The organism is Hanstruepera flava (genome assembly GCF_023634025.1).
Taxonomy (GTDB): domain Bacteria; phylum Bacteroidota; class Bacteroidia; order Flavobacteriales; family Flavobacteriaceae; genus Hanstruepera; species Hanstruepera flava.
Map to the genome: position 1 here is coordinate 12,638 of NZ_JALJCW010000001.1, position 21,331 is coordinate 33,968.

Below are 21,331 nucleotides of genomic sequence, written 5' to 3' on the forward strand. Positions count from 1 at the left end.
TTGCTAAAAAGGAGTGCAAAAATACTACTTTTTCCTTAATAAAACAATAGCTTATTGACTGAAAATTAAATATTTATTATAAGCCTTCTAACACTTGGGTGGTAAGTTGCAATATGTTTTGAAATTGCTCGTCTAAAGTCAGGTTAGAGTTATCTATTTCTATGGCGTCATCAGCCTTAATTAATGGAGAATCTTTTCGATGTGTGTCTATATAATCACGTTCTTGAATATTATGCAAAACCTCGCTATAATCCACATTATCTCCACGTTCTATTAATTCTTTATAACGTCTTTGCGCACGTTTTTCGGCAGAGGCTATCATAAAAATCTTTAATTCGGCTTTAGGAAACACAACAGTACCTATATCTCGCCCATCCATAACAACGCCTCTTTCTTCTCCCATCTGTTGTTGTTGTTTTACCAGCATACTCCTTACTTCAGATATGGCTGCTACCTGACTTACAAAATTGGAAACTTCTAACGTTCGAATCCTTTTTTCAACATTAATACCGTTTAAATACACATCTGCCACATGTGTTTCTTTGTTTAGCTTAAATGAAATTTGAACTAGTTCTAGATTTGAAATTAAACCCTTAACATCAAAATGATCGTCGCTTATAAAACCTTGCTCCATAGCAAATAGCGTAATGGCACGATACATCGCTCCAGAGTCTACATAAACATATCCTAGATACTTAGCCAGTTGTTTTGCAACAGTACTTTTCCCAGTGGAAGAATAACCATCTATAGCAATCGTAATCTTTTGCATTTATCTTAAATCTATTTGCATTCCGAAGAAATTAGCATTCGATGCACTGGTATAGCGCACATGGGTAAAGCTAAATCTAAATTTATTGAGTTGCAAGCCTATTCCAGCCGAAATTCCCGAAAAATTTCGTTGCTCATCAATACGCAATTCACGTCCTCTCCTAAAATTGTAACCCAATCTAATGTTAAATGCACCTTCAGGAAAAAGTTCTGCGCCAAGAATTGTATGGCTCAAAAGATTAGTGAAAAACCCTGTTTTTTCTTGTGTTTGATTGCCTTCCAAATCAGTTTCTGCTCGAGCAGGATTACTAACTGCCAATGGCCAAACCTGTAAGTTCTCTAGTGTAAGATGCCAACGTAAAGGTACATTCTCTAATGTTTGAGACATTCCAAAAGCAATTTCAAAAGGCAAGGGTTCATTTTGCCCAGCATAGGTAGTTATTTGCATCCCTAGGTTTCTGACTACCAATGTGGCTTGAAATTCAATATCTTCATTAATATACATCAAGCCAGCGTCAATGGCAGCCCCAAATGATGAATATTGCTCTAGTTTTGAAGTGATTAGTTTAATAGTTCCTCCAGCATAAAAATCAGAATACCCAATTTGTCTAGAATGTCCAAACGACAAAGACGCTTCATTACCGCTAAAAGATCCTGTAGGATTACCTTGTTCATCATAACCATCAAAGCTACCGTAATTAATATAGGTAATACCTGTAAAGAACGTTAACACACGCCTATCCCAAGTATATCCATATGCTCCAGTACCATAACTAATGCCTCCTAAATAACTTGAGTAATTTATAGCCAATTGATTATCCATTTCAACATTAATTGCTGAAGGATTTGTTAAGGCTTGTGTAACATCGTAATCTATATTTGTAAATACTTTACCACCTAAAGCTGCTTGTCTAGGCGAAGCAATAAGATTAAGGAATTGATATGTAGTTTCACCACCAACTTGAGCGCATAAATATGCACTGAAAAAAACACAAATAACAGTGGTAACTCTCTTAATCATAAAGTTGCAAAGTAACTAAATCTATCTTAAAACGGTTGCAAGTATAAATTATTTTTAATACATAAAAAAACCTCGAGTTTAAATCGAGGTTCTTTACTATTAATCATATGTTTTAGAGCGATTTAGCATTCTTAACCTTCTGATTTGTCAATGCTAATTTAATTACATCACTCATATCTGTAACGTAATGAAAAGTCAAGCCTTTTAAATATTCAGGTTTAATTTCCTCTATATCACGTCTGTTGTCCTCACAAAGTAAAATCTCTTTAATTCTAGCGCGTTTTGCGGCCAAGATTTTTTCTTTAATACCACCCACAGGAAGCACTTTTCCACGAAGTGTAATTTCACCTGTCATGGCTATACTCTTCTTTACTTTACGCTGTGTAAATAAAGACACTAATGAAGTAAGCATGGTAATTCCTGCGCTAGGCCCATCTTTCGGTGTCGCGCCTTCAGGTACGTGGATATGCACATTATACTTATCAAAAATTTCTGAATTAATACCCAATTCATCAGCATTAGCCTTAATATACTCCATAGCTATGGTAGCCGATTCTTTCATGACTTTACCTAAATTACCAGTAACCGTTAAGTTACCTTTGCCTTTAGATAAGATAGATTCTATAAACAAGATGTCACCTCCTACACGTGTCCAAGCTAATCCTGTTACTACACCAGCAACATTATTATTTTCATATTTGTCACGCTCCAATTTTGGTCCACCTAAAACCTCAACAATATCTTCATTGGTTACTTTTATATTGTAATCCTCTTCCATGGCAATATTTTTAGCTGCATAGCGTACCATTTTTGCCAATTGCTTTTCCAGACCACGAACACCAGATTCTCTTGTATAACCTTCAACTATTTTTTCTAATTGTGGTTTAGCTATTTTCAAATCCTTTTCTGTTAAACCATGCTCCTTTAGTTGTTTAGGCAATAAGTGTCGCTTGGCTATTTCAACTTTTTCTTCAATGGTATAACCTGTAACGTTAATAACCTCCATTCTATCCAATAATGCTGGCTGGATGGTAGACAAACTATTTGAGGTTGCAATAAACATCACTTTAGAAAGGTCATAACCCATTTCTAAAAAGTTATCATAGAATTCACTATTCTGCTCTGGATCCAATACCTCTAGCATAGCCGATGATGGATCGCCTTGATGCGAATTTGAAAGTTTATCTATTTCATCTAAAACAAAAACTGGGTTTGAAGTACCTGCTTTTTTTAGGTTTTGTAAAATTCTACCAGGCATGGCACCAATATATGTTTTTCGGTGTCCACGTATTTCTGCCTCATCACGCAAACCACCTAATGACATACGCACATATTCTCTTCCTAAAGCTTCTGCTATAGATTTACCTAAAGAGGTTTTACCAACACCTGGAGGTCCATATAAGCAGAGTATTGGCGATTTCATGTCGTTTCGGAGTTTAATAACCGCCAAATGTTCTATAATACGTCGCTTAACATCATCTAAACCGTAATGGTCTCGATCTAAAATACGCTTGGCGCGTTTTAAATCGAATTTGTCCTTACTGTAGTCATTCCAGGGCAAATCTAAAAAGAGATCCAAATAGTTGCGCTGGATAGAATACTCTGCAACTTGAGGATTCATGCGATGCATTTTAGCCAGCTCTTTATCGAAATGTTTGGCTACTTTTTCAGGCCATTTTTTAGACTTGGCTCGTTGTTTCATGTCATCCAACTCTTCATCATGACTGACACCTCCAAGCTCTTCCTGAATGGTTTTCATTTGTTGGTGTAAGAAGTATTCACGCTGCTGTTGGCTCATATCACTTTGAACCTTTAACTGAATATCGTTTTTCAATTCCAATTTTTGAAACTCAATATTCATATACTTTAAAGTTTCTAGCGCACGTTCTTTCAAGTCATTTATTTCCAATAATTTTTGCTTATCAGTGACTGATAGGTTCATATTAGAGGACACGAAGTTTATTAAAAACGAATCGCTTTTTATGTTTTTAATGGCAAATGAGGCTTCACTTGGAATATTGGGACTCTCCTTAATAATTTGAAGTGACAATTCTTTAATTGAGTCTATTATCGCCTCAAACTCTTTGTTTTTAGCAGCAGGTCTAGCTTCAGGCACTTCGTTTACAGTAGCCTTTAAATAAGGCTCTTCAGACACCACTTCGTTAACCTGAAAACGCTTTTTACCTTGAATAATAACAGTTGTGTTACCATCAGGCATTTTCAGTACTTTTAAAATTCTCGCAACCGTTCCGGTTTTAAAAATATCTTTTGCCGTTGGATCTTCAACCGCTTCATCTTTTTGGGATACTACACCTACAACTTTACTACCATTATTGGCATCTTTAATTAACTTAATAGATTTATCCCGACCCGCTGTGATAGGAATAACAACACCTGGGAACAATACCGTATTACGTAGTGAAAGTATAGGTAATGAGTTGGGAAGTTCCTCTTTTCGTATTTCTTCTTCGTCTTCTGGTGTCATTAAGGGAATTAATTCTGAATTTTCATCAAAATCCTGTAATGACAAACTGTCAAGGCTTAAAAAATTAGATTTTTTCATAGATATATTTAAGTCATTCTGTCATTTTTACTTCAAATAACAGAATTTCTATTGTATTTTTAAATATTAACATTTATGCTATAAAACTAATAATCAACTATTTAATTTAATTATTGTATTTATAACGCTATTATAAGTTCAATTTATATGCCATGAATATTATACTAAAAAGTTTTTTTTCAAAAAGTGTAACAAATCAAAATCTGGCTACTCTTTAATATAACAATTTGATTTTTTGACACTAACCACCAAAAATATCGAAGAGCTTGTAGAGCTCTGTAGGGCTAGAAACCAATTTGCGCAATTGGAAGTTTACAATCGTTATTATAAAGCCATGTATAACGTAGCATTTAGGATTGTAAAAGATAGCTTTGAAGCAGAAGACGTCATGCAAGATGCGTTTTTAACTGCTTTTTCAAAACTTGATAGCCTTAAAGATACAGTGACATTTGGTTCATGGCTAAAACGAATTGTTATTAACAACAGTATTTACCGTTTCAATAAAAACAGTAAGTACCAAAACGTTCCTTTTGAGCATGTAATGCATAAAGTTGAAGATGATGTTCATCAAGGCCTTGATAGCGATACATCATCCTCAAGCGATAAAGCAAAGTTGGTTTTGAATACTTTAAACCAATTAAAGGACAATTACAGAATTGCCTTAACATTACATTTAATTGAAGGGTATGATTACGAGGAAATTGGAGATATCATGAATCTTTCTTATGCCAATTGCAGAACAACAATTTCACGAGCAAAAGAAAGTTTGCGTAAAAAACTAAAACCAATAGTAAATTATTAAAAACCGTATTATGAGCACAGATAATTTAGACACTCTTTTTAAAGATCTACAAGGTAGTTTTGATAATGAAACACCTCATGAGGACCATAAAAAACGGTTTATGGCTAAACTAAACAATCAAAACAAAACGGTTGACGTGAGCAAAAAACATGGGGCTATTTGGAAACCGTTAGTTGGTATAGCAGCTTCTATTGTCTTAATATTAGTATTGACCTTCGGTAATAATCAAGATGCAAACGCTAACGGTTTAGCTAGTGTATCTCCAGAAATGGCACAAACCCAAGACTTCTTTACCTCTACTATTGCTATGGAATTAAAGAAACTTGAAGATGCCACCAATCCTGAAACCAAAGTACTCATTCAGGATGCCCTTAATCAAATGAAACGTTTAGAAATCGAATATGAATCGTTAATAACAGATCTAACTGAAAGCGGGAATGACCAGCGTGTTATTTATGCTATGATTTCAAACTTTCAAAATCGCATTGAAATATTACAGAATACTTTACAACAAATTGAAATAGTTGAACAATTAAAAAACAGTAAACATGAAAACAACAATACTATCTAAAACCCTAATTGTGCTTTTATTGATGCCTACACTTATTATAGCATCAGTAAACCCAAACAAAGTAGCAAAGCACAAGAAAGAGAAAACCATTACAAAATCGTTTAATGTAAATAGCTATGCCGAATTAAAGGTAGATAACAGCTATGGTAATCTAAACATTGTAACTTGGAACGAAAACCGTATTGATATCGAAGTTACCATAACTGTCGAAGGTAGCAACGAAGACAAAGTCATTAAAAAACTAGATGAAATTACGGTAGACTTTGATGCCAGTTCAAACCAAGTTTACGCCAAAACAATTTTTAATAAAAATAAATCTAAATCTTGGTGGAATTGGGGCAGCAATGGGAACTCGAAAATGAGTGTTAATTATGTAATAAAAATGCCCATTACTAATTCTGTAAAACTAGACAATGATTACGGAAGTATAAATTTAGATAGATTAGAAGGTAAAGCTTCAATTAGCTGTGATTATGGAAAAATTACAACTAAAGAATTAATGAGCACAGATAATTCATTGAATTTTGACTACAGTCAAGGGTGTTACTTTGAATATATAGGTGGCGGAACAATAGATGCTGATTATAGTGGGTTTACCGTAGCCAAAGCCAAAAACATTAGACTATCAGCAGACTATACGCAATCAAAATTTGAAATAGCCGAAGATATTACCTATGATTGTGATTACGGATCCTTAACCGCTGAAAAAGCCAATAATGTAACCGGAAATGGCGACTACTTAACGGTTGTTTTAGGTGATATTTATAAAAATGTAACTATCGATGCGGATTACGGGTCTATTAAAATTAAGCGAATGACTGCCAATGCAGGGAACATAACCATAAACTCTGACTATGTAGGTATTCATATTGGTTACGATAGCGCTTATAAATTTAACTTTGAAATGAATTTGGAATATGCCTCATTAAGTGGAAAAGATGACTTGGAATTCAATAAAAGTCGAGAAGAGTCTGGAGAAAAATATTATGCAGGATATTATGGCTCAAATAATTCTGGAAACTTAATAAAGATAAACTCTGATTACGGTAGCGTAAAATTAAATAGAAATTAATATCAATCAAATAACACACAAACCATGAAAAACAAAGTATTATTATTATCTGTCTTATTTGTTACAGCATTTAGCTGTGCGCAAAATTGGAAAAAAGTTTCTGGAAATGGTAATATGACAACGGAAACACGAACCACAAGTGATTATGATGGTGTAAGTTGCGCCGGATCTTTTGATTATGTTTTAGTAGCTGGTACTGAAGGAAAAATTACACTTGAGGGCGAAGAAAACTTATTAAAACACATTATTACAGAAGTAAAAAACGGTAAATTAGTTGTCAAGTCTGAAAATGGCATTAACCTAAAAAGTAGTTTAGGAAAAACCATTAAAGTAACCATACCTATACAGGATATCAATAGTGTTTCTCTTGCTGGTTCAGGTGATTTGTGGAGCGAAACTACAATTACTTCTACTAATCTAAATGTATCATTAGCCGGTTCTGGCGATGTTAAATTAGACGTCAAAGCTACTTCAGTGGAAAGTAGTATAGCAGGCTCTGGTGACATTACATTATCTGGTAACACCACAAACCTTGAAGCCAACATTGCAGGTTCAGGAGATTTTGAAGGTTTTAATTTAAACTCTGATAATACTGAAGTATCTATTTCAGGATCTGGCGATGCCCAAGTTGTAAGCAATAAGAGTATTAGAGGCCGTGTTTCTGGATCTGGAGATATAGCTTATAAAGGTAATCCTGAAAAAGAGGATACTAAAGTGTCGGGTTCTGGCACTATACGAGGTAATTAATTTCTTAATATAAATTATAAAAAAAGCCCTATATAGTTTTTAAATATAGGGCTTTGTTTTTGTTAGTTTAAGGTATAGTCTATTAAAGTTACGGAACCACCATTGGAAACATATTCAATCATGCCGACATCTTTTGCGTAATAATAATCTGCAGTTTCATTTTGACCTAAAGCTGAAACCGTTAAATTTACATGCAGCACATTTTCATACGTATTTCCTTCAACAGTTCTAGACAAATCACGTCCAATCATTTCAAAAGAATAGGTTGCACTCACAGATGTATCTGGAATTTCTGGTGAACCAGCAGTTGCTATAAATGAAATTGTATAATTTATGTCAGAAGACCAGCTTTCACCAACTTCAGCATCATCTTTAAGCATATTTACAACAAACGGCGTCGATTGTACATCGTAGCCAGGAATTGAATAAAAAACTTCATTTCTAACATAGTAATTAACACCTTGCTTTCGTAGCCATGTTGGAAGGCCTAAAAAACTATCATAAGCATAATATTCATCACCATTAAACATTTCGGTTTCAATCATATTGTACACTTCTTCCTCCCCTGACAAGGCGTTATATGTCCAAGTATTACCTATGGCTCTTGGCCAATAGTCGCCTGTAGAATTACTATCATCATCTGTATTACCGTCGGTATCTCCATCAGTATTACCTTGGGTATTCCCATTTCCTATATCAAAACCACTGTCCAATGGTTCGTTTTCACAAGAATTAAGCGAGAATATTAAAAAAGATAGAATAAAGTAAGTAGTTAGTTTGAAGTTTTTCATAATATGTTTAAATAATTTCAGTAAACATAAGGTTTTTTTTAAAACTAACCTTTATTTGATTTAGGAACTCTAAAAAGTAATACTATCCCAAAAAGAAAAAAAACAAACAAGAATAATATAGCATCACGCATGGAACTTCTGTAGTCAACCACGGCAAAAATAAGCATACCTATAACAATCCCTATTTTTTCGGCTACGTCATAAAAACTAAAATAGGATGTGGTGTCTTCGGTTTCTGGCAAAAACTTTGAATACGTTGAACGTGCTAAAGCCTGGATTCCACCCATAACAAGCCCAACAATACCCGCGGCAATGTAAAACTGAACAGGTGTTTCCATAAAATACGCATAGAAACAAATACTCATCCAAATAAAGTTAAGAACAATCAATACTTTTATGTTTCCAAACTTTTCTGAAGCCTTTGATGTTAAAATAGCTCCGATAATGGCCACTAATTGAATAACCAATACGCTGACAATTAATCCTTGCGTTTTTTCATCAGAGTCTGCCCATGCTATTTCCTTCTCACCAAAATAAACGGCCATCAGCATAATAGTTTGTACAGCCATACTAAATACAAAAAAGGCATACAGATACCGCTTTAATCGTAGATTTTGCTTAAGCTGTTTCCAGACCTGTTGCAATTCTGTAAATCCTTTTAAAACGACATCTCTTGTTACTTTATGTCCAGAAGACACCCCTTTGGGTAAATAGTAAAATGTATATTGGCTAAACAGAACCCACCAAAGCCCAACTGTAATAAATGAAATTTTCATAGCTTCAATTGAAGCTGCATTCTTTTCAGTTTCTGTAGTACCGATATCAAATCCAAACCAGTCTGGCTTCATAACCATTGCCAGGTTTATTAATAGTAGTAGTACACTACCCACATAACCTAAAGAAAATCCTTTGGCACTAATGGCATCTTGCTGTTCTTCGAACGCAATGTCTGGCAAATAGGAATTGTAAAACACTAAACTGCCCCAGTATCCCATTAATCCCATAAAGTAGAACAAAATACTGGTGTGAATAAAGTCTAAATCAAACCAATACAATCCTATACAACCCAAGCCTCCCATATAACAAAAAAACTTAAGGAAGAACTTTTTGTTACCAACATAATCAGCTATTCCTGATAAAATTGGTGAAGAAAATGCGACAACCAAAAATGTAAACGCCGTTATAATTGATATAAGAACAGTCTGTTTCATTTCAAAACCGAAAGCCGAAACGGGTTCATCAGCAGATGTAAACAAACTAGAATAAAAAATGGGAAATATTGACGATGCAATAGTTAACGTATAAACTGAATTTGCCCAATCGTAAAACGCCCAAGCGTTTAATAGTTTTTTACTGCCTTTTTGATATGATTTCATAAAAAAACTGCCCTTTTATTGAGCAGCTCCTAAATTAAAACAAATAATTTAAATACTAATATTTTCCTAACGGTCTAAATGTAGTCACACCAAAATTTTTAGCTTCAGCAATGGCTTGAGGAGCAAGTTTATTCAACTCATCAATCCGCGATTGATTGGCAGGATGCGTACTTAAAAATTCAGGAGGTGCTTGTCCACCACTCTTTGCTTCCATACGTTCCCATAATTTTGCAGCTTCGTTAGGATTATAACCTGCAATAGCCATTAAGTACAGTCCAATTTTATCAGCTTCCGTTTCATGGGCTCGACTAAATGGTAACATACCACCAACATTTGATGCAATTCCATAAGCCTGATTATATATATCAATATTTTCATCACCTTCCAACAAAACATTTCCAGCAACCGCAACCCCTTGTTGAATATAAGCCGCACTCATACGCTGTTGACCATGGTTAGCTAAAGCATGGGCGACTTCATGTCCCATTATAGCTGCAATAGCCGTTTCGTTTTCCGCAACTGGCAAAATACCTGTATAAAAGGCAATCTTTCCACCTGGCATGCACCATGCATTTACGGTTTCAGAATCTATTAATGAATATTCCCATACATAGTCCTTTAAATAACCTTCATAACCATTGGCATTTAACCAACGCTCTGCTGCAATTGCAATACGTTGCCCAACACGTGTAATCATTTTTGAAGCTGGTGTTCCAGTTATCACTTTGTTTTCAGAAAGTACCTGATTATACTGTTGCAAGGCAGCAGGGAATAATTGGTCGTTAGACACAAATGCCATGGTTTGCTTTCCTGTAAAAGGATTGGTGGAGCAAGAAAGAAACAATAGAGTTGCTACAGTTGTTATTATTATATTTTTTGTTTTCATATAGTTAATAGTTTTTATTTAATCAAATTTACAATAATCATCTTTTAATTTTCGACACACAATATGTTTTTTGGTCACAAATGCGATTACTTTAATAATATACGCATAAAATCATTATTATGGTTCTTATTGTAATTTGAGTAGAGCCATAACGACACAATAAAAAAAAATGACAATGAACAAATTTATCCTATTATTATCATTATCCCTTTTTTTAAGTTGCAACAGCAATGCCCAAAAAAAAGAAACTAAACAAACAGAAACCTTTAAAGTTTTTAAAACTAATGCTGAATGGAAACAAGAGCTTACTAAAGAACAGTACTATGTCTTAAGGCAGTCTGGTACCGAACGTCCTTTTTCCAGTCCGCTAAACAAAAACTATAAAAAAGGGGTATATGTTTGCGCTGCTTGCAGTACACCTTTGTTTGAGAGCGAGCACAAATTTGATTCCGGAACTGGTTGGCCAAGCTTTGACCGTGAGATTAAAGGAAATGTTGCATACGGAAATGGCTATGAAAGTAATGAAGAACATTGCGCAACTTGCGGTGGTCATTTAGGACATGTATTTAACGATGGCCCAAGAGATACAACAGGCAAAAGGCATTGTATAAATGGAGTGGCTTTGGAATTTATTCCTGAAGGATAAATTTATAATACACTTATCTAAATTTTAAAAATGAATATTATTTATTATTCGCTTCCTATTTCGTAAATTCGTAGCTTCAAAAAACGATTAAAAATAGACGAATGAGTAAATACGATGTTATTGTTCTTGGAAGTGGTCCTGGTGGCTACGTGACAGCTATACGCGCGTCACAATTAGGTTTTAAAACAGCAGTTGTTGAGAAAGAAAGTTTAGGTGGTGTATGCTTAAACTGGGGCTGTATTCCTACAAAAGCACTTTTAAAATCAGCTCAAGTTTTTGAATACCTAAAGCATGCTGAAGATTATGGCCTATCAGTAAAGGAAGCCGATAAGGATTTCGATGCAGTTGTAAAGCGCAGTCGTGGTGTTGCCGATGGCATGAGCAATGGTGTTAAATTTTTAATGAAAAAAAATAAAATTGACGTTATTGAAGGCTACGGAAAAGTGAAGCCTGGTAAAAAGATAGACGTTGATGGTAAAGAATACGCTGCTGACCATATTATTATAGCAACAGGAGCACGATCTCGCGAATTGCCTAGTTTACCACAAGATGGCAAGAAAGTAATTGGGTATCGTGAAGCCATGACCTTACCAAAACAACCTAAAAGAATGATTGTTGTGGGCTCTGGTGCTATTGGTGTTGAGTTTGCCTATTTCTATAATTCAATGGGAACTGAAGTAACTATAGTTGAATACTTACCTAATGTTGTTCCTGTTGAAGATGAAGATGTTTCTAAACAATTAGAGCGTTCGTTTAAAAAGAGCGGTATAAAGATTATGACCTCTTCAGAAGTGACCAAAGTTGATACTTCAGGAAAAGGTGTTAAAGCTACTGTAAAAACGAAAAAAGGGGAAGAAGTTCTTGAAGCTGATATTATTTTGTCGGCTGTTGGAATTAAATCCAATATTGAGAATATAGGTTTAGAAGATGTTGGTATCGCTGTAGATCGTGATAAGATTTTGGTAAACGATTATTACCAAACCAACATTCCAGGGTATTATGCCATTGGAGATGTTACTCCTGGACAAGCTTTAGCCCACGTTGCATCTGCTGAAGGTATATTGTGTGTTGAAAAAATAGCAGGACAACATGTAGAAGCTCTTGACTATGGAAATATTCCTGGATGTACCTATTGTTCCCCAGAAATAGCTTCTGTAGGTTTAACTGAAAAACAAGCTAAACAACAAGGTTTAGACATAAAAGTTGGTAAATTTCCGTTTTCTGCGTCTGGTAAAGCCAGTGCTGGTGGAAACAAAGATGGCTTTGTAAAAGTTATTTTTGATGCCAAATATGGCGAGTGGTTAGGTTGCCACATGATTGGTGCTGGAGTTACAGATATGATTGCTGAAGCCGTTCTAGGAAGAAAACTGGAAACAACAGGACACGAAGTCTTAAAAGCAGTTCACCCTCACCCTACTATGAGTGAAGCCGTTATGGAAGCTGTTGCCGACGCTTACGATGAAGTGATACATTTATAACAAATATTTAATTATATAATTAAAAAACGATTCAGATATGAGTCGTTTTTTTTGTGCTATAATTTCCAATCCAATCCTAAAAATAAACCATTAGGTGTAATTTCTTCAAAACCTAAAGAATACTTCATATGGATATCTAAAACTCGAGAAATTTGATATGCAACACTTAAATCGGCTCGCACCTTAAATTTATTTGAAAAGAAATCGAAAAAATAATTCATACTGGGCCCTATTAAAAGATAAAACCTATCCGCTGCTTCATATTTTAAATATAGTGGTGCATTTAAAAATTTGAAATCATTCAGGCCAACAAATAACACTTCAGGTTGAAACGACAATCTATTATCAATAGGGATATCAACAAATAAACCACCGTAATACCCTACGCCCACTTCTGGGTTATCACCAAAACTAGCTTCAGTAACTTTATAAAACGTAAGGTTTACACCACCTTTAATTCCAAAATCTGTTTTAGATTGTGCATGTGCAAAATGAGCAAAACATAAACTAACTATTAAGAGGCGACAAATAGGTTTCATAATGAAAGTGAAATTTTGTTTAAAGTAGTATTTTATTGCTTAAAAGCATAATCTAAAATCAAAAAGAGCCTAGAACAGGCTCTTTTTTTTTACAACATCAACAAAGATATTCCATAACATAATATCTATTTCCTGATAGTTATTTTCTTTTTCTCCTTTTAGAGTCTTTTTTATCTTTTTCTTCAGCAATGGATTTATAAAACCTAAAAGACGTTTTATGGTCTTTTAAAACACTTATTGTTAACACCACTAACATAATTAAAATAATACCCAGTAAAAAAATGATAATAATCTTGACATCATAGTTGGTGACCATAAATACGTTCTAAATTTGTTGGTTTATTTTTTAGACACCAAATTCAGAATAAGGTCACCATCTTATTTGATTATTTCAATTTTTCTATTGGTTACATATTTAATAGGGTACACTACTGTTTTCTCGTTGAAAATAACAACCATACTGATGTTATCAATAGCTTCAATAACACCTTCCTTTTCATCTATGACAATTTTTTGACCTACAGCAAAGTTTCGTTTGGAATAAAAGCCCAATAATAACCTGTAGACTATATCGCGTGATCCAAAACCGAAAGCTATTGTAAAGGAAGCAAGAATGGCACCTAGAATTAAAAATAAGTTATTGGTTATAATATCTGTATTGAATCCAGCCTGATCTAGCGCCATAATAGATACCATTAGCACCAATACTAGAAAAAGAATATTACTAATAGCTTTAGAGCCATTAATGTCAACAGCTTTTAGCAAAGTGCGTAAAGTCTTTTTTAAATAATTGGCTCCATAAATACCCAACACAAAAATTAACAATGCACTAAAGAATTGGGGTAAATACCTAATTAACTTACCAACCTCATTAGAAATCAGACTAAAGTTTAAAATTTCAGCTCCAATAATAACAAAAATTAAAATGAAGAACCATTTAACAAAAACCAAAATTATTTTTTCTGGATCAATTTTAAACGCACCATTCAAAAAAGGGAGGTCATTTAACTTTTCAGACAAATATCCAATTTTAGTAAGTTTAAGTGATTTTTTAATCACAAACAATATCAGTTTAAGCAACAACCACGCAACTATTATAAATATAATTCCAAAAATAATTTTTGGAAGAAAATTATATATGTTTTGCATTAACTCATCTAAAAGGTTGAAGTCTAAATCATTTTTCATAGTAAAAATTTTAGTCGGTATTATTGTTATTTTTTTTCGAAAGGTTAAAAATATCATTTATGGTTTCAGGATATTTAATGGTGAGTAAATCGGTAACATCTAATGCCAATTTCACAACATTAATATCATCCATAACTTTATCCTTAATGATATCTGGAAGTTTTTCGCTGTGTATTACTTTCTTAAAAGGATTTTCCATAATCAAATAGTTTCATAGGCTTTAACCAATCTATTTTTAGCTCTACTCAATCGCATTTTTACAGCGCTTTTTCCCAAATCCAATACGTCTTGAATGTCTTCAATACTCATATCGTCTTGGTACTTCATAAACAGTATAGTTTTATCATTTGGATCAATGAGTTCAAGAGCTTTACTCAATTTTTCCGAATCCATGCTGTTGATGATTTCATCATTTCTATTGTTTAAAACAGCATTTAAATAATCCTGTTCGTTTTCGTCATCTGTATAAAGAAACTTGCTTTTTCGCTTGTTTAAATCTCTTTGAACATAATTAACGCAATGGTTGTAGGTAAAAGAATATAGCCACGTAGAAAATTTAGACTTATGGCTAAAGGTTTTAATTTTAATATAGAGTTTAACAAAGATATCATGTGTTAAATCCTGTGCCTCTTCCTTATTTTGAACAAAACTCAAGCATTTGTTATAAACCAATGCTGCATATCGGTCATAAATTACTGAAAACAACTCCGAACTCTTTGTATTTACAATAAGTTCGACTAACTTTTCATCAGAAATTGAGGAGTCTATTTTTAAATCTTCCAAGGTTAAAATTATGTTCTCAATTTTAGACACATAAAAACAAATAAAGTCACAGTAAAATAAACTTTTTAAAAAACAGGAGAAATTATAGGAATTCTAATATAAAAAACTCTGGATAGCCAATTCGTAGCTTTGTAATCCAAAACCAACAATTACGCCTTTGGCATGAGGCGCCACAAAAGATTGGTGTCTAAATTCTTCGCGATTAAAAGTGTTTGAAATATGTACTTCAACAACAGGAGCATCAATGGCTGCTACAGCGTCGCCTATACTTACCGAAGTATGCGTATAAGCTGCAGCATTTAGTATAACACCATCATATTCAAAACCAACTTCATGCAACTTGTCAATCAATTCGCCTTCAATATTGGATTGAAAATGTTCCAAAGTGACATCTGAATATTTGCTTTTAATGGTATCAAAAAATTCATTAAAGGTTAAGCTCCCATAAATATTAGGTTCTCGTTTTCCCAACAGATTTAAATTAGGACCATTAATGATTATGAGTTTTTTCATAAAGTAAAGGTATAAAAAAAACCGAAGCACTGGCTTCGGTTTATATTCTATAAACTAATTTAATTGATGTTTACCATAAAACCGATATTAAATGATGAATAGTAAAAATAGTCATCGCTAATACCTATATAATTTATATTTAATTGGAAGGCTTCATTAAGGTTAAACCCAAACATAGGTCTCCAATAAAATCCTCCGGTATAATAATCGTTATTAAAAACATCCTTAGCGCTTGATACTGAAAACGCATAACCAATGTCTGCTCCAAATACTAATCTCCCAGCTCCAAATCGTGCAGCAGCCGCAAGAGGAACAAATTGGTAATCGGGTGTTTCAAAATTAATTGGCCCTAAATAGAAATCTTCTCCTAAAGCCTGTCCATATCCGGTGGCAATACCTAAACCAAAGGCTTGGTTGACTTCAAATATATAATTGATATCTGCAGAAAAAGCAAACGAAAAGTCGTAGCCTTCATAGTTTTCATATGGAAATCCAATACTGCCTCCAATATTTAAACCAGATTGTGCATACGTAAACGCACTAAACAATAATGCTGTAATAAGGGTAATAAAATAGTTTTTCATTAGTTTTGGTTTTAAACGAATTTAAGTAATTAAAAAAAGAGTAAGCCATAATGGTTTACTCTTTTAGTATGCTGTTTGGTAGAATTAAAATCCGAACTCTACACCAAAATTAAATGAATTAAACCCACTACCAGATACATAAGTACCTCCATAGTAAGTATCACCATAATCAACACCACCAGAAATACTTTGGAATGACGCTATTAAAGCTACTACACCAAGATCAAAACCAAACTTTGGTCTCGCATAAAAACCTGTTTTTGCGTCTCCAGCAACATTTACCGCAACACCTAAATCGATACCACCAAAGAATCTATCGTCTGCAAAATAATAACGTGCAGAAGCTGCTATTGGCAAGAAAGAGGCATCCTTATAATCTCTCCTAAACTCTACATCAGTATTACTGTAAGCATAATACTCGCCGTCTCCAATAAAATTTGTAAACCCAAGTAAGGGCCCAACTTCTAAATTATCAATAACTTCAAATAAATATGCGACATCAACACCAAAGTTAAAAGACGATACATCTGCAGCTGTGCTAATGGGTAACCCAATGTTAGCCCCAACATAAAAACCGCCGCCTTTTATTTTTTCTTCAATATCTTGTGCTTTGGCATTTAAACTAAAGATTACAAGAGCTGTAAATAGTAATAGTTTTTTCATGATTATTAAGTATTTAATTGATTAATAGTACTAAATATATGATTAATAAATTTAGAAACAAAAAAACCGAAGTAGTTAACTTCGGTTTTTTTGTTATAATATAAATATTCAACAATTAGAATGAGAATTCTATTCCTGCTCCAATAGTTGACCAATCTCCACCATCTGCACTAATACCTGTATAAGATACATTAACACCTATCAAGTCAGTAATACTATACCCCGCTCTTGGTCTATAATAAAAACCACCATCATTTCCATCGTTAATACCAATAGCATATCCAATATCAGCTCCAACATAAAATTTGTCAGTAGGTAAAAAACGAGCAGCACCAGCAATTGGCATAAACTGAACATCATCGTAACTAAACTCAATATTAGTGTTTCCAACAGTAATAGTTTCTGTCTTTCCAAAAGCATTAGTAAAACCAGCAGCAGGTCCTACAATAAATTTTTCATTAATATCGAAAAAATATGCAACGTCTACACCTGTACTAAAAGATGATACGTCACCAGCATCTCCAATTGGTAACGCTCCATTTGCACCTAGTTTAAAACCTCCTTGTGCATAAATATTCGACAATCCAAATACTGCAATAGCAGCACATAAAAATAATTTTTTCATAATCGTTAAGTTTATTAATTGATTGGGGCAAACTAAATACATTTTTGTTACATATCTAAACTATTTAACTACTTTATTAACAATTTAATCAACAATAAATTTCAGTTAATTGATTTTCAGTGCTTTAAAATAATTGTTATTAACATAATTTGTTAATTTTCATCTTTAGAAGTTAATATTTCACACGTTTTTAGGGTATTATTTTAAAGAATTGTTACTTTACCATACAAACAAAGCAAATGACCTGGGAGAATAGTATTAGCGATTTTAAACTCTATTTAAAGATAGAGCGAGGCTTATCTCAAAATACCATAGACAACTATGGTCTGGATATCGATAAATTGGTTTCTTACCTAAACGATAACAGCATTTCTATTTCACCATTAAAAATTGAATCGGAAACCATACAACAATTTATTTACGAGAAAGCAAAAACATTAAATGCACGCTCACAATCCCGTTTAATTTCTGGATTACGTAGTTTTTTCAGCTATTTGGTTTTTGAAGATTACAGAACTACTAACCCCATTGATTTAATTGAATCGCCAAAAATTGGCCGTAAGCTTCCAGATACCTTAAGTCTAAACGATATTGACAATCTTATTGGCGCTATAGATCTTTCAAAAACATACAATGGTGTAAGAATTGGTGAACGCGATAGAACCATGCTTGAAACGCTCTACAGCTGTGGTCTGCGCGTAAGTGAACTCATTAATTTAAGGCTTTCCGATTTATTCTTTGCCGAAGGCTTTATTAAGGTTACCGGAAAAGGTGATAAACAGCGTTTTGTGCCCATTAGCCAACAAACACAAAAATTTATCAACATATATACACAGGAGATACGCACAGCTATTGATGTTCAAAAAGAAGATAACGATACACTGTTTTTAAACAATAGAGGTAAAAAATTGACGCGTGCCATGGTTTTTACCATTATTAAAAACTTGGCTAAAGCCATTAATCTGGGTAAAACCATTTCGCCGCACACCTTTAGACATTCATTTGCAACCCATTTATTGGAAAATGGTGCCGATTTGAGGGCTATACAGCTCATGTTGGGACATGAGAGTATTACAACTACCGAAATCTATATGCACCTTGACAAAAAACAGCTCAAAAAAGCTATACAAACTTATCACCCTAGAAAATAAAAAAGGTTCACTAATTATGAACCTTTAAAATTATTATAGTTTATAAACTTTTATTTAGCAATATTAACGGCTCGTGTTTCCCTTATAACAGTTACTTTAACCTGCCCAGGATAGGTCATATCGGTTTGTATTTTCTGTGAAATATTAAATGATAAATCGGCAGCTTTTTGATCATCAACCTTTTCACTTTCCACAATGACACGTAATTCTCTACCAGCCTGAATAGCATAGGCTTTCTTTACACCATTAAAACCAAAGGCTATATCTTCTAAATCTTTTAAACGCTGAATATAGCTATCTAAAACTTGACGTCTCGCTCCTGGTCTGGCACCAGAAATAGCATCACAAACCTGTATAATGGGTGCTAATAGGGATTTCATTTCTATTTCATCATGGTGAGCGCCTATAGCATTACAAACATCTTCTTTTTCGCCGTATTTTTCAGCCCATTGCATACCTAATATAGCATGAGGTGTTTCCATATCGGCTTCAGCATCTGGCACCTTACCAATATCGTGAAGTAATCCAGCGCGTTTTGCCAATTTAGGATTCAATCCTAATTCAGCTGCCATAACACCACACAATTTTGCAACTTCACGAGAGTGTTGCAGTAAGTTTTGCCCATATGATGAACGGTATTTCATACGTCCTACAACCTTAACCAATTCTGGGTGAAGGTTGTGGATACCTAAATCAATTACGGTACGTTTTCCAACTTCTATAATCTCTTGCTCAATTTGCTTGGTCGTTTTCTTAACCACCTCCTCTATTCTAGCTGGATGAATACGGCCGTCTGTTACCAACTTGTGCAAAGATAATCGCGCTATTTCACGCCTAACAGAATCAAAACATGATAAGATAATAGCTTCAGGTGTATCATCAACAATAATTTCAACACCAGTGGCAGCCTCAATAGCACGTATGTTTCGACCTTCACGACCAATAATACGTCCTTTAACGTCGTCTGATTCAATATTAAATACAGACACGCAATTATCTACCGCTTCTTCAGTACCTATACGTTGAATGGTGTTGATAATAACTTTTTTAGCCTCTTGTTGGGCAGTCAGCTTAGCTTCTTCTAACGTGCTTTGAACATAGGCCATAGCATCGTTTTTAGCCTCACCCTTTAGGGACTCTACAAGCTGTGCTTTAGCATCTTCTGCCGATAGGCTTGAGATAACTTCTAGCTGCTCGACTTGACTTTTATGAAGTCTATCTAATTCCCCTTTTTTCTTTTGTAAGATATCCAACCTATGGTTGTAATCTTTTATTTTTTCTTCTAAACTATCATTAAGCTTTTTGTTTTTTGATAGTTCACCAGAAACTTGAGATTCTTTATCTCGTGTTCGTTTTTCGGCTTCAGCCATTTTTTTGTCACGGGCTAAAATAACCTTTTCGTGTTCCGATTTTAGCTCAATAAATTTTTCTTTAGCCTGAAGTATTTTATCTTTTTTAATAGATTCACCTTCATGATTAGCTTCCTTTATTATAGCTGCCGCAGATTTTTTGGCACTTTTTACAAGTTTTGATGCATTGTTTCGTTCTAAAACTTTAGCAACAATAAAACCTATAATAATACCTAGTAATATTCCTCCAACAATTATTAAAATTGTATTATCCATGTTCAAGTTAATTTATTTATAAAAAAAAAGCCTGCATCAGTATAACGTTTTGTATAAACTCCTTAAAACAAGTTTAGGGATACCAAGCTGATCAAGTATCTGTCCAAGGACTGAAAAAATCAGTACTAACAGCTCGCTTTTACAACTTAAACTCACCCTTTTTAAAGAATTAGCGTTGAGTTTATCAAAAAAATAACTAATGCAGGCAGTAACCTTTGTTTATTTTAAAGAACGTTTAAGAGTTCAAATGCTCCTGTAACAAGTTGTTGATGGCATTAAGCTTTTGTTCAACATGTTCATTTACATTGTCTTTATCTATTGATTTCTGCTCTACTTGCGAAGCAAACTGCAAGGCACACATGGCCAAAACATCTTGCTTATCTTGAACAGAATAGTTTTGCTCAAATTGTTTAATCATAGCATCAATATTTTTAGCTGCTTTACGCAAACCCTCTTCTTGACTTGGTGCAATGGTTAGAGGGTACACTCTATTAGCTATTGATAGCTTTATTTTAAGCTTGTCTGACATTGAAAACTATGTTACATTATTCTGAAAGTTGAGCTATACAATGGTCAATCTCGCGAATTAATGCATTTATTTTAAGCTTTGTTTCTCTTTTATTATTGTCACTGCCAAGCATTGTATTTGCAATTTTTAGAGCTTCATACTTTTCTTCCCAAGAATCTAATTCTTGCTGTTGTAATTGAAAAGCCTCTTGAGTTGATTGTAGTTCTTGCTTTAATTTGCTATTGGCCTGTTTTAAAACCTCTTGCTTATGTAAAACTTTACTGATTTTGTTTTCAAGCGTATCTACAATGTCTTCAATTTTACTCATTTACAATATCAATACTTATATCACAAAGTTAACATACCTAAAGATAAATAACAATAGTTTTGCAATAAAAATAAAAGCTATCAGTTAAATCTCGTAATCAGTT

The 21,331-nt window shown here is 33.8% G+C and carries 24 protein-coding genes and 1 other RNA gene; 7 read left to right on the top strand and 18 right to left on the bottom strand.

Going from position 1 to position 21,331, the window contains the following annotated elements; genetic code table 11:
• Window positions 1–76: 76 nt before the first annotated feature.
• The 3 genes from cmk to lon form a co-directional block, all read right to left on the bottom strand.
• The gene (gene cmk / locus MTX13_RS00070) at window positions 77–769 is read right to left on the bottom strand and encodes a (d)CMP kinase (RefSeq protein ID WP_250432336.1); all 693 of its coding nucleotides are present in this window, start codon (window positions 767–769) and stop codon (window positions 77–79) included.
• Window positions 770–1,789, bottom strand: coding sequence for a type IX secretion system protein PorQ (gene porQ / locus MTX13_RS00075; protein WP_250432337.1), 1,020 nt, complete (start codon window positions 1,787–1,789; stop codon window positions 770–772).
• Window positions 1,790–1,901: 112 nt separating this feature from the next.
• Window positions 1,902–4,352 (bottom strand): endopeptidase La, encoded by a 2,451-nt coding sequence (gene lon / locus MTX13_RS00080; protein ID WP_250432338.1) that lies wholly within the window; start codon window positions 4,350–4,352, stop codon window positions 1,902–1,904.
• Between the two features lie 235 nt (window positions 4,353–4,587).
• On the opposite strand from lon, the gene MTX13_RS00085 reads away from it, so the two are divergent.
• Genes MTX13_RS00085 through MTX13_RS00100 form a run of 4 tightly spaced genes read left to right on the top strand, consistent with a single transcriptional unit; the run spans window position 4,588 to window position 7,544 of the window.
• Window positions 4,588–5,154, top strand: coding sequence for an RNA polymerase sigma factor (locus MTX13_RS00085; protein ID WP_250432339.1), 567 nt, complete (start codon window positions 4,588–4,590; stop codon window positions 5,152–5,154).
• A gap of 10 nt (window positions 5,155–5,164) precedes the next feature.
• A complete protein-coding gene (locus MTX13_RS00090; protein ID WP_250432340.1) occupies window positions 5,165–5,725 on the top strand; it encodes a hypothetical protein in 561 nt (186 codons plus the stop codon).
• Complete coding sequence (locus MTX13_RS00095) at window positions 5,703–6,797, top strand: hypothetical protein (protein WP_250432341.1); 1,095 nt, start codon at window positions 5,703–5,705, stop codon at window positions 6,795–6,797. Before MTX13_RS00090 ends, MTX13_RS00095 begins: the two co-directional genes overlap by 23 nt.
• Before the next feature lie 24 nt (window positions 6,798–6,821).
• Window positions 6,822–7,544, top strand: coding sequence for a head GIN domain-containing protein (locus MTX13_RS00100; protein ID WP_250432342.1), 723 nt, complete (start codon window positions 6,822–6,824; stop codon window positions 7,542–7,544).
• A 62-nt stretch (window positions 7,545–7,606) separates the two neighbouring features.
• Here MTX13_RS00100 and MTX13_RS00105 read toward each other — a convergent pair whose 3' ends face one another.
• Genes MTX13_RS00105 through MTX13_RS00115 form a run of 3 tightly spaced genes read right to left on the bottom strand, consistent with a single transcriptional unit; the run spans window position 7,607 to window position 10,597 of the window.
• Entirely contained in the window at window positions 7,607–8,335 is a 729-nt protein-coding gene (locus MTX13_RS00105; protein ID WP_250432343.1) for a hypothetical protein, read from the bottom strand.
• Window positions 8,336–8,379: 44 nt separating this feature from the next.
• Window positions 8,380–9,711, bottom strand: a complete 1,332-nt coding sequence (locus tag MTX13_RS00110) for an MFS transporter (protein ID WP_250432344.1) — start codon at window positions 9,709–9,711, stop codon at window positions 8,380–8,382.
• Between the two features lie 55 nt (window positions 9,712–9,766).
• The gene (locus tag MTX13_RS00115; protein ID WP_250432345.1) at window positions 9,767–10,597 is read right to left on the bottom strand and encodes a M48 family metallopeptidase; all 831 of its coding nucleotides are present in this window, start codon (window positions 10,595–10,597) and stop codon (window positions 9,767–9,769) included.
• A 175-nt stretch (window positions 10,598–10,772) separates the two neighbouring features.
• On the opposite strand from MTX13_RS00115, the gene msrB reads away from it, so the two are divergent.
• Window positions 10,773–11,243: a peptide-methionine (R)-S-oxide reductase MsrB gene (gene msrB / locus MTX13_RS00120; RefSeq protein WP_250432346.1), complete on the top strand. Its 471-nt coding sequence runs from the start codon at window positions 10,773–10,775 to the stop codon at window positions 11,241–11,243.
• 101 nt (window positions 11,244–11,344) lie between these two features.
• Window positions 11,345–12,721 carry a dihydrolipoyl dehydrogenase gene (lpdA, locus tag MTX13_RS00125; RefSeq protein WP_250432347.1) on the top strand — a complete coding sequence of 459 codons (1,377 nt, stop codon included), beginning with the start codon at window positions 11,345–11,347 and terminating at the stop codon, window positions 12,719–12,721.
• Window positions 12,722–12,777: 56 nt separating this feature from the next.
• On the opposite strand, the gene MTX13_RS00130 is transcribed toward lpdA, so the two are convergent.
• The 8 genes from MTX13_RS00130 to MTX13_RS00165 form a co-directional block, all read right to left on the bottom strand.
• A complete protein-coding gene (locus MTX13_RS00130; protein ID WP_250432348.1) occupies window positions 12,778–13,260 on the bottom strand; it encodes an outer membrane beta-barrel protein in 483 nt (160 codons plus the stop codon).
• Window positions 13,261–13,638: 378 nt separating this feature from the next.
• Window positions 13,639–14,448 (bottom strand): mechanosensitive ion channel family protein, encoded by an 810-nt coding sequence (locus MTX13_RS00135; RefSeq protein ID WP_250432349.1) that lies wholly within the window; start codon window positions 14,446–14,448, stop codon window positions 13,639–13,641.
• A gap of 10 nt (window positions 14,449–14,458) precedes the next feature.
• A complete protein-coding gene (locus tag MTX13_RS00140; protein WP_250432350.1) occupies window positions 14,459–14,647 on the bottom strand; it encodes a hypothetical protein in 189 nt (62 codons plus the stop codon).
• A gap of 2 nt (window positions 14,648–14,649) precedes the next feature.
• On the bottom strand, window positions 14,650–15,231 hold the full coding sequence (locus MTX13_RS00145; protein WP_250432351.1) for an RNA polymerase sigma factor: 582 nt from the start codon (window positions 15,229–15,231) through the stop codon (window positions 14,650–14,652).
• Window positions 15,232–15,324: 93 nt separating this feature from the next.
• Entirely contained in the window at window positions 15,325–15,744 is a 420-nt protein-coding gene (gene aroQ, locus MTX13_RS00150) for a type II 3-dehydroquinate dehydratase (protein WP_250432352.1), read from the bottom strand.
• A gap of 59 nt (window positions 15,745–15,803) precedes the next feature.
• Entirely contained in the window at window positions 15,804–16,328 is a 525-nt protein-coding gene (locus MTX13_RS00155) for a hypothetical protein (protein ID WP_250432354.1), read from the bottom strand.
• Window positions 16,329–16,412: 84 nt separating this feature from the next.
• Window positions 16,413–16,991 carry a hypothetical protein gene (locus tag MTX13_RS00160; RefSeq protein WP_250432355.1) on the bottom strand — a complete coding sequence of 193 codons (579 nt, stop codon included), beginning with the start codon at window positions 16,989–16,991 and terminating at the stop codon, window positions 16,413–16,415.
• 115 nt (window positions 16,992–17,106) lie between these two features.
• Window positions 17,107–17,616, bottom strand: a complete 510-nt coding sequence (locus tag MTX13_RS00165; RefSeq protein ID WP_250432356.1) for an outer membrane beta-barrel protein — start codon at window positions 17,614–17,616, stop codon at window positions 17,107–17,109.
• A gap of 239 nt (window positions 17,617–17,855) precedes the next feature.
• On the opposite strand from MTX13_RS00165, the gene xerD reads away from it, so the two are divergent.
• Complete coding sequence (xerD, locus tag MTX13_RS00170) at window positions 17,856–18,767, top strand: site-specific tyrosine recombinase XerD (RefSeq protein WP_250432357.1); 912 nt, start codon at window positions 17,856–17,858, stop codon at window positions 18,765–18,767.
• A gap of 50 nt (window positions 18,768–18,817) precedes the next feature.
• On the opposite strand, the gene rny is transcribed toward xerD, so the two are convergent.
• The 4 genes from rny to MTX13_RS00190 form a co-directional block, all read right to left on the bottom strand.
• A complete protein-coding gene (gene rny, locus MTX13_RS00175; protein WP_250432358.1) occupies window positions 18,818–20,392 on the bottom strand; it encodes a ribonuclease Y in 1,575 nt (524 codons plus the stop codon).
• A gap of 55 nt (window positions 20,393–20,447) precedes the next feature.
• Window positions 20,448–20,573, bottom strand: a non-coding RNA gene (gene ssrS / locus MTX13_RS00180) — 6S RNA.
• Window positions 20,574–20,627: 54 nt separating this feature from the next.
• Complete coding sequence (locus MTX13_RS00185; protein WP_250432359.1) at window positions 20,628–20,921, bottom strand: cell division protein ZapA; 294 nt, start codon at window positions 20,919–20,921, stop codon at window positions 20,628–20,630.
• Between the two features lie 16 nt (window positions 20,922–20,937).
• Entirely contained in the window at window positions 20,938–21,228 is a 291-nt protein-coding gene (locus MTX13_RS00190; RefSeq protein ID WP_223033530.1) for a hypothetical protein, read from the bottom strand.
• Window positions 21,229–21,331 lie beyond the last annotated feature (103 nt).

Coding starts and splice junctions, on each gene's coding strand:
- cmk (WP_250432336.1), bottom strand. CDS start 769: ATGCAAAAGATTACGATTGCTATAGATGGTTATTCTTCCACTGGGAAA.
- porQ (WP_250432337.1), bottom strand. CDS start 1,789: ATGATTAAGAGAGTTACCACTGTTATTTGTGTTTTTTTCAGTGCATAT.
- lon (WP_250432338.1), bottom strand. CDS start 4,352: ATGAAAAAATCTAATTTTTTAAGCCTTGACAGTTTGTCATTACAGGAT.
- MTX13_RS00090 (WP_250432340.1), top strand. CDS start 5,165: ATGAGCACAGATAATTTAGACACTCTTTTTAAAGATCTACAAGGTAGT.
- MTX13_RS00095 (WP_250432341.1), top strand. CDS start 5,703: ATGAAAACAACAATACTATCTAAAACCCTAATTGTGCTTTTATTGATG.
- MTX13_RS00100 (WP_250432342.1), top strand. CDS start 6,822: ATGAAAAACAAAGTATTATTATTATCTGTCTTATTTGTTACAGCATTT.
- MTX13_RS00105 (WP_250432343.1), bottom strand. CDS start 8,335: ATGAAAAACTTCAAACTAACTACTTACTTTATTCTATCTTTTTTAATA.
- MTX13_RS00110 (WP_250432344.1), bottom strand. CDS start 9,711: ATGAAATCATATCAAAAAGGCAGTAAAAAACTATTAAACGCTTGGGCG.
- MTX13_RS00115 (WP_250432345.1), bottom strand. CDS start 10,597: ATGAAAACAAAAAATATAATAATAACAACTGTAGCAACTCTATTGTTT.
- msrB (WP_250432346.1), top strand. CDS start 10,773: ATGAACAAATTTATCCTATTATTATCATTATCCCTTTTTTTAAGTTGC.
- lpdA (WP_250432347.1), top strand. CDS start 11,345: ATGAGTAAATACGATGTTATTGTTCTTGGAAGTGGTCCTGGTGGCTAC.
- MTX13_RS00130 (WP_250432348.1), bottom strand. CDS start 13,260: ATGAAACCTATTTGTCGCCTCTTAATAGTTAGTTTATGTTTTGCTCAT.
- MTX13_RS00135 (WP_250432349.1), bottom strand. CDS start 14,448: ATGAAAAATGATTTAGACTTCAACCTTTTAGATGAGTTAATGCAAAAC.
- MTX13_RS00140 (WP_250432350.1), bottom strand. CDS start 14,647: ATGGAAAATCCTTTTAAGAAAGTAATACACAGCGAAAAACTTCCAGAT.
- aroQ (WP_250432352.1), bottom strand. CDS start 15,744: ATGAAAAAACTCATAATCATTAATGGTCCTAATTTAAATCTGTTGGGA.
- MTX13_RS00155 (WP_250432354.1), bottom strand. CDS start 16,328: ATGAAAAACTATTTTATTACCCTTATTACAGCATTATTGTTTAGTGCG.
- MTX13_RS00160 (WP_250432355.1), bottom strand. CDS start 16,991: ATGAAAAAACTATTACTATTTACAGCTCTTGTAATCTTTAGTTTAAAT.
- MTX13_RS00165 (WP_250432356.1), bottom strand. CDS start 17,616: ATGAAAAAATTATTTTTATGTGCTGCTATTGCAGTATTTGGATTGTCG.
- xerD (WP_250432357.1), top strand. CDS start 17,856: ATGACCTGGGAGAATAGTATTAGCGATTTTAAACTCTATTTAAAGATA.
- rny (WP_250432358.1), bottom strand. CDS start 20,392: ATGGATAATACAATTTTAATAATTGTTGGAGGAATATTACTAGGTATT.
- MTX13_RS00185 (WP_250432359.1), bottom strand. CDS start 20,921: ATGTCAGACAAGCTTAAAATAAAGCTATCAATAGCTAATAGAGTGTAC.
- MTX13_RS00190 (WP_223033530.1), bottom strand. CDS start 21,228: ATGAGTAAAATTGAAGACATTGTAGATACGCTTGAAAACAAAATCAGT.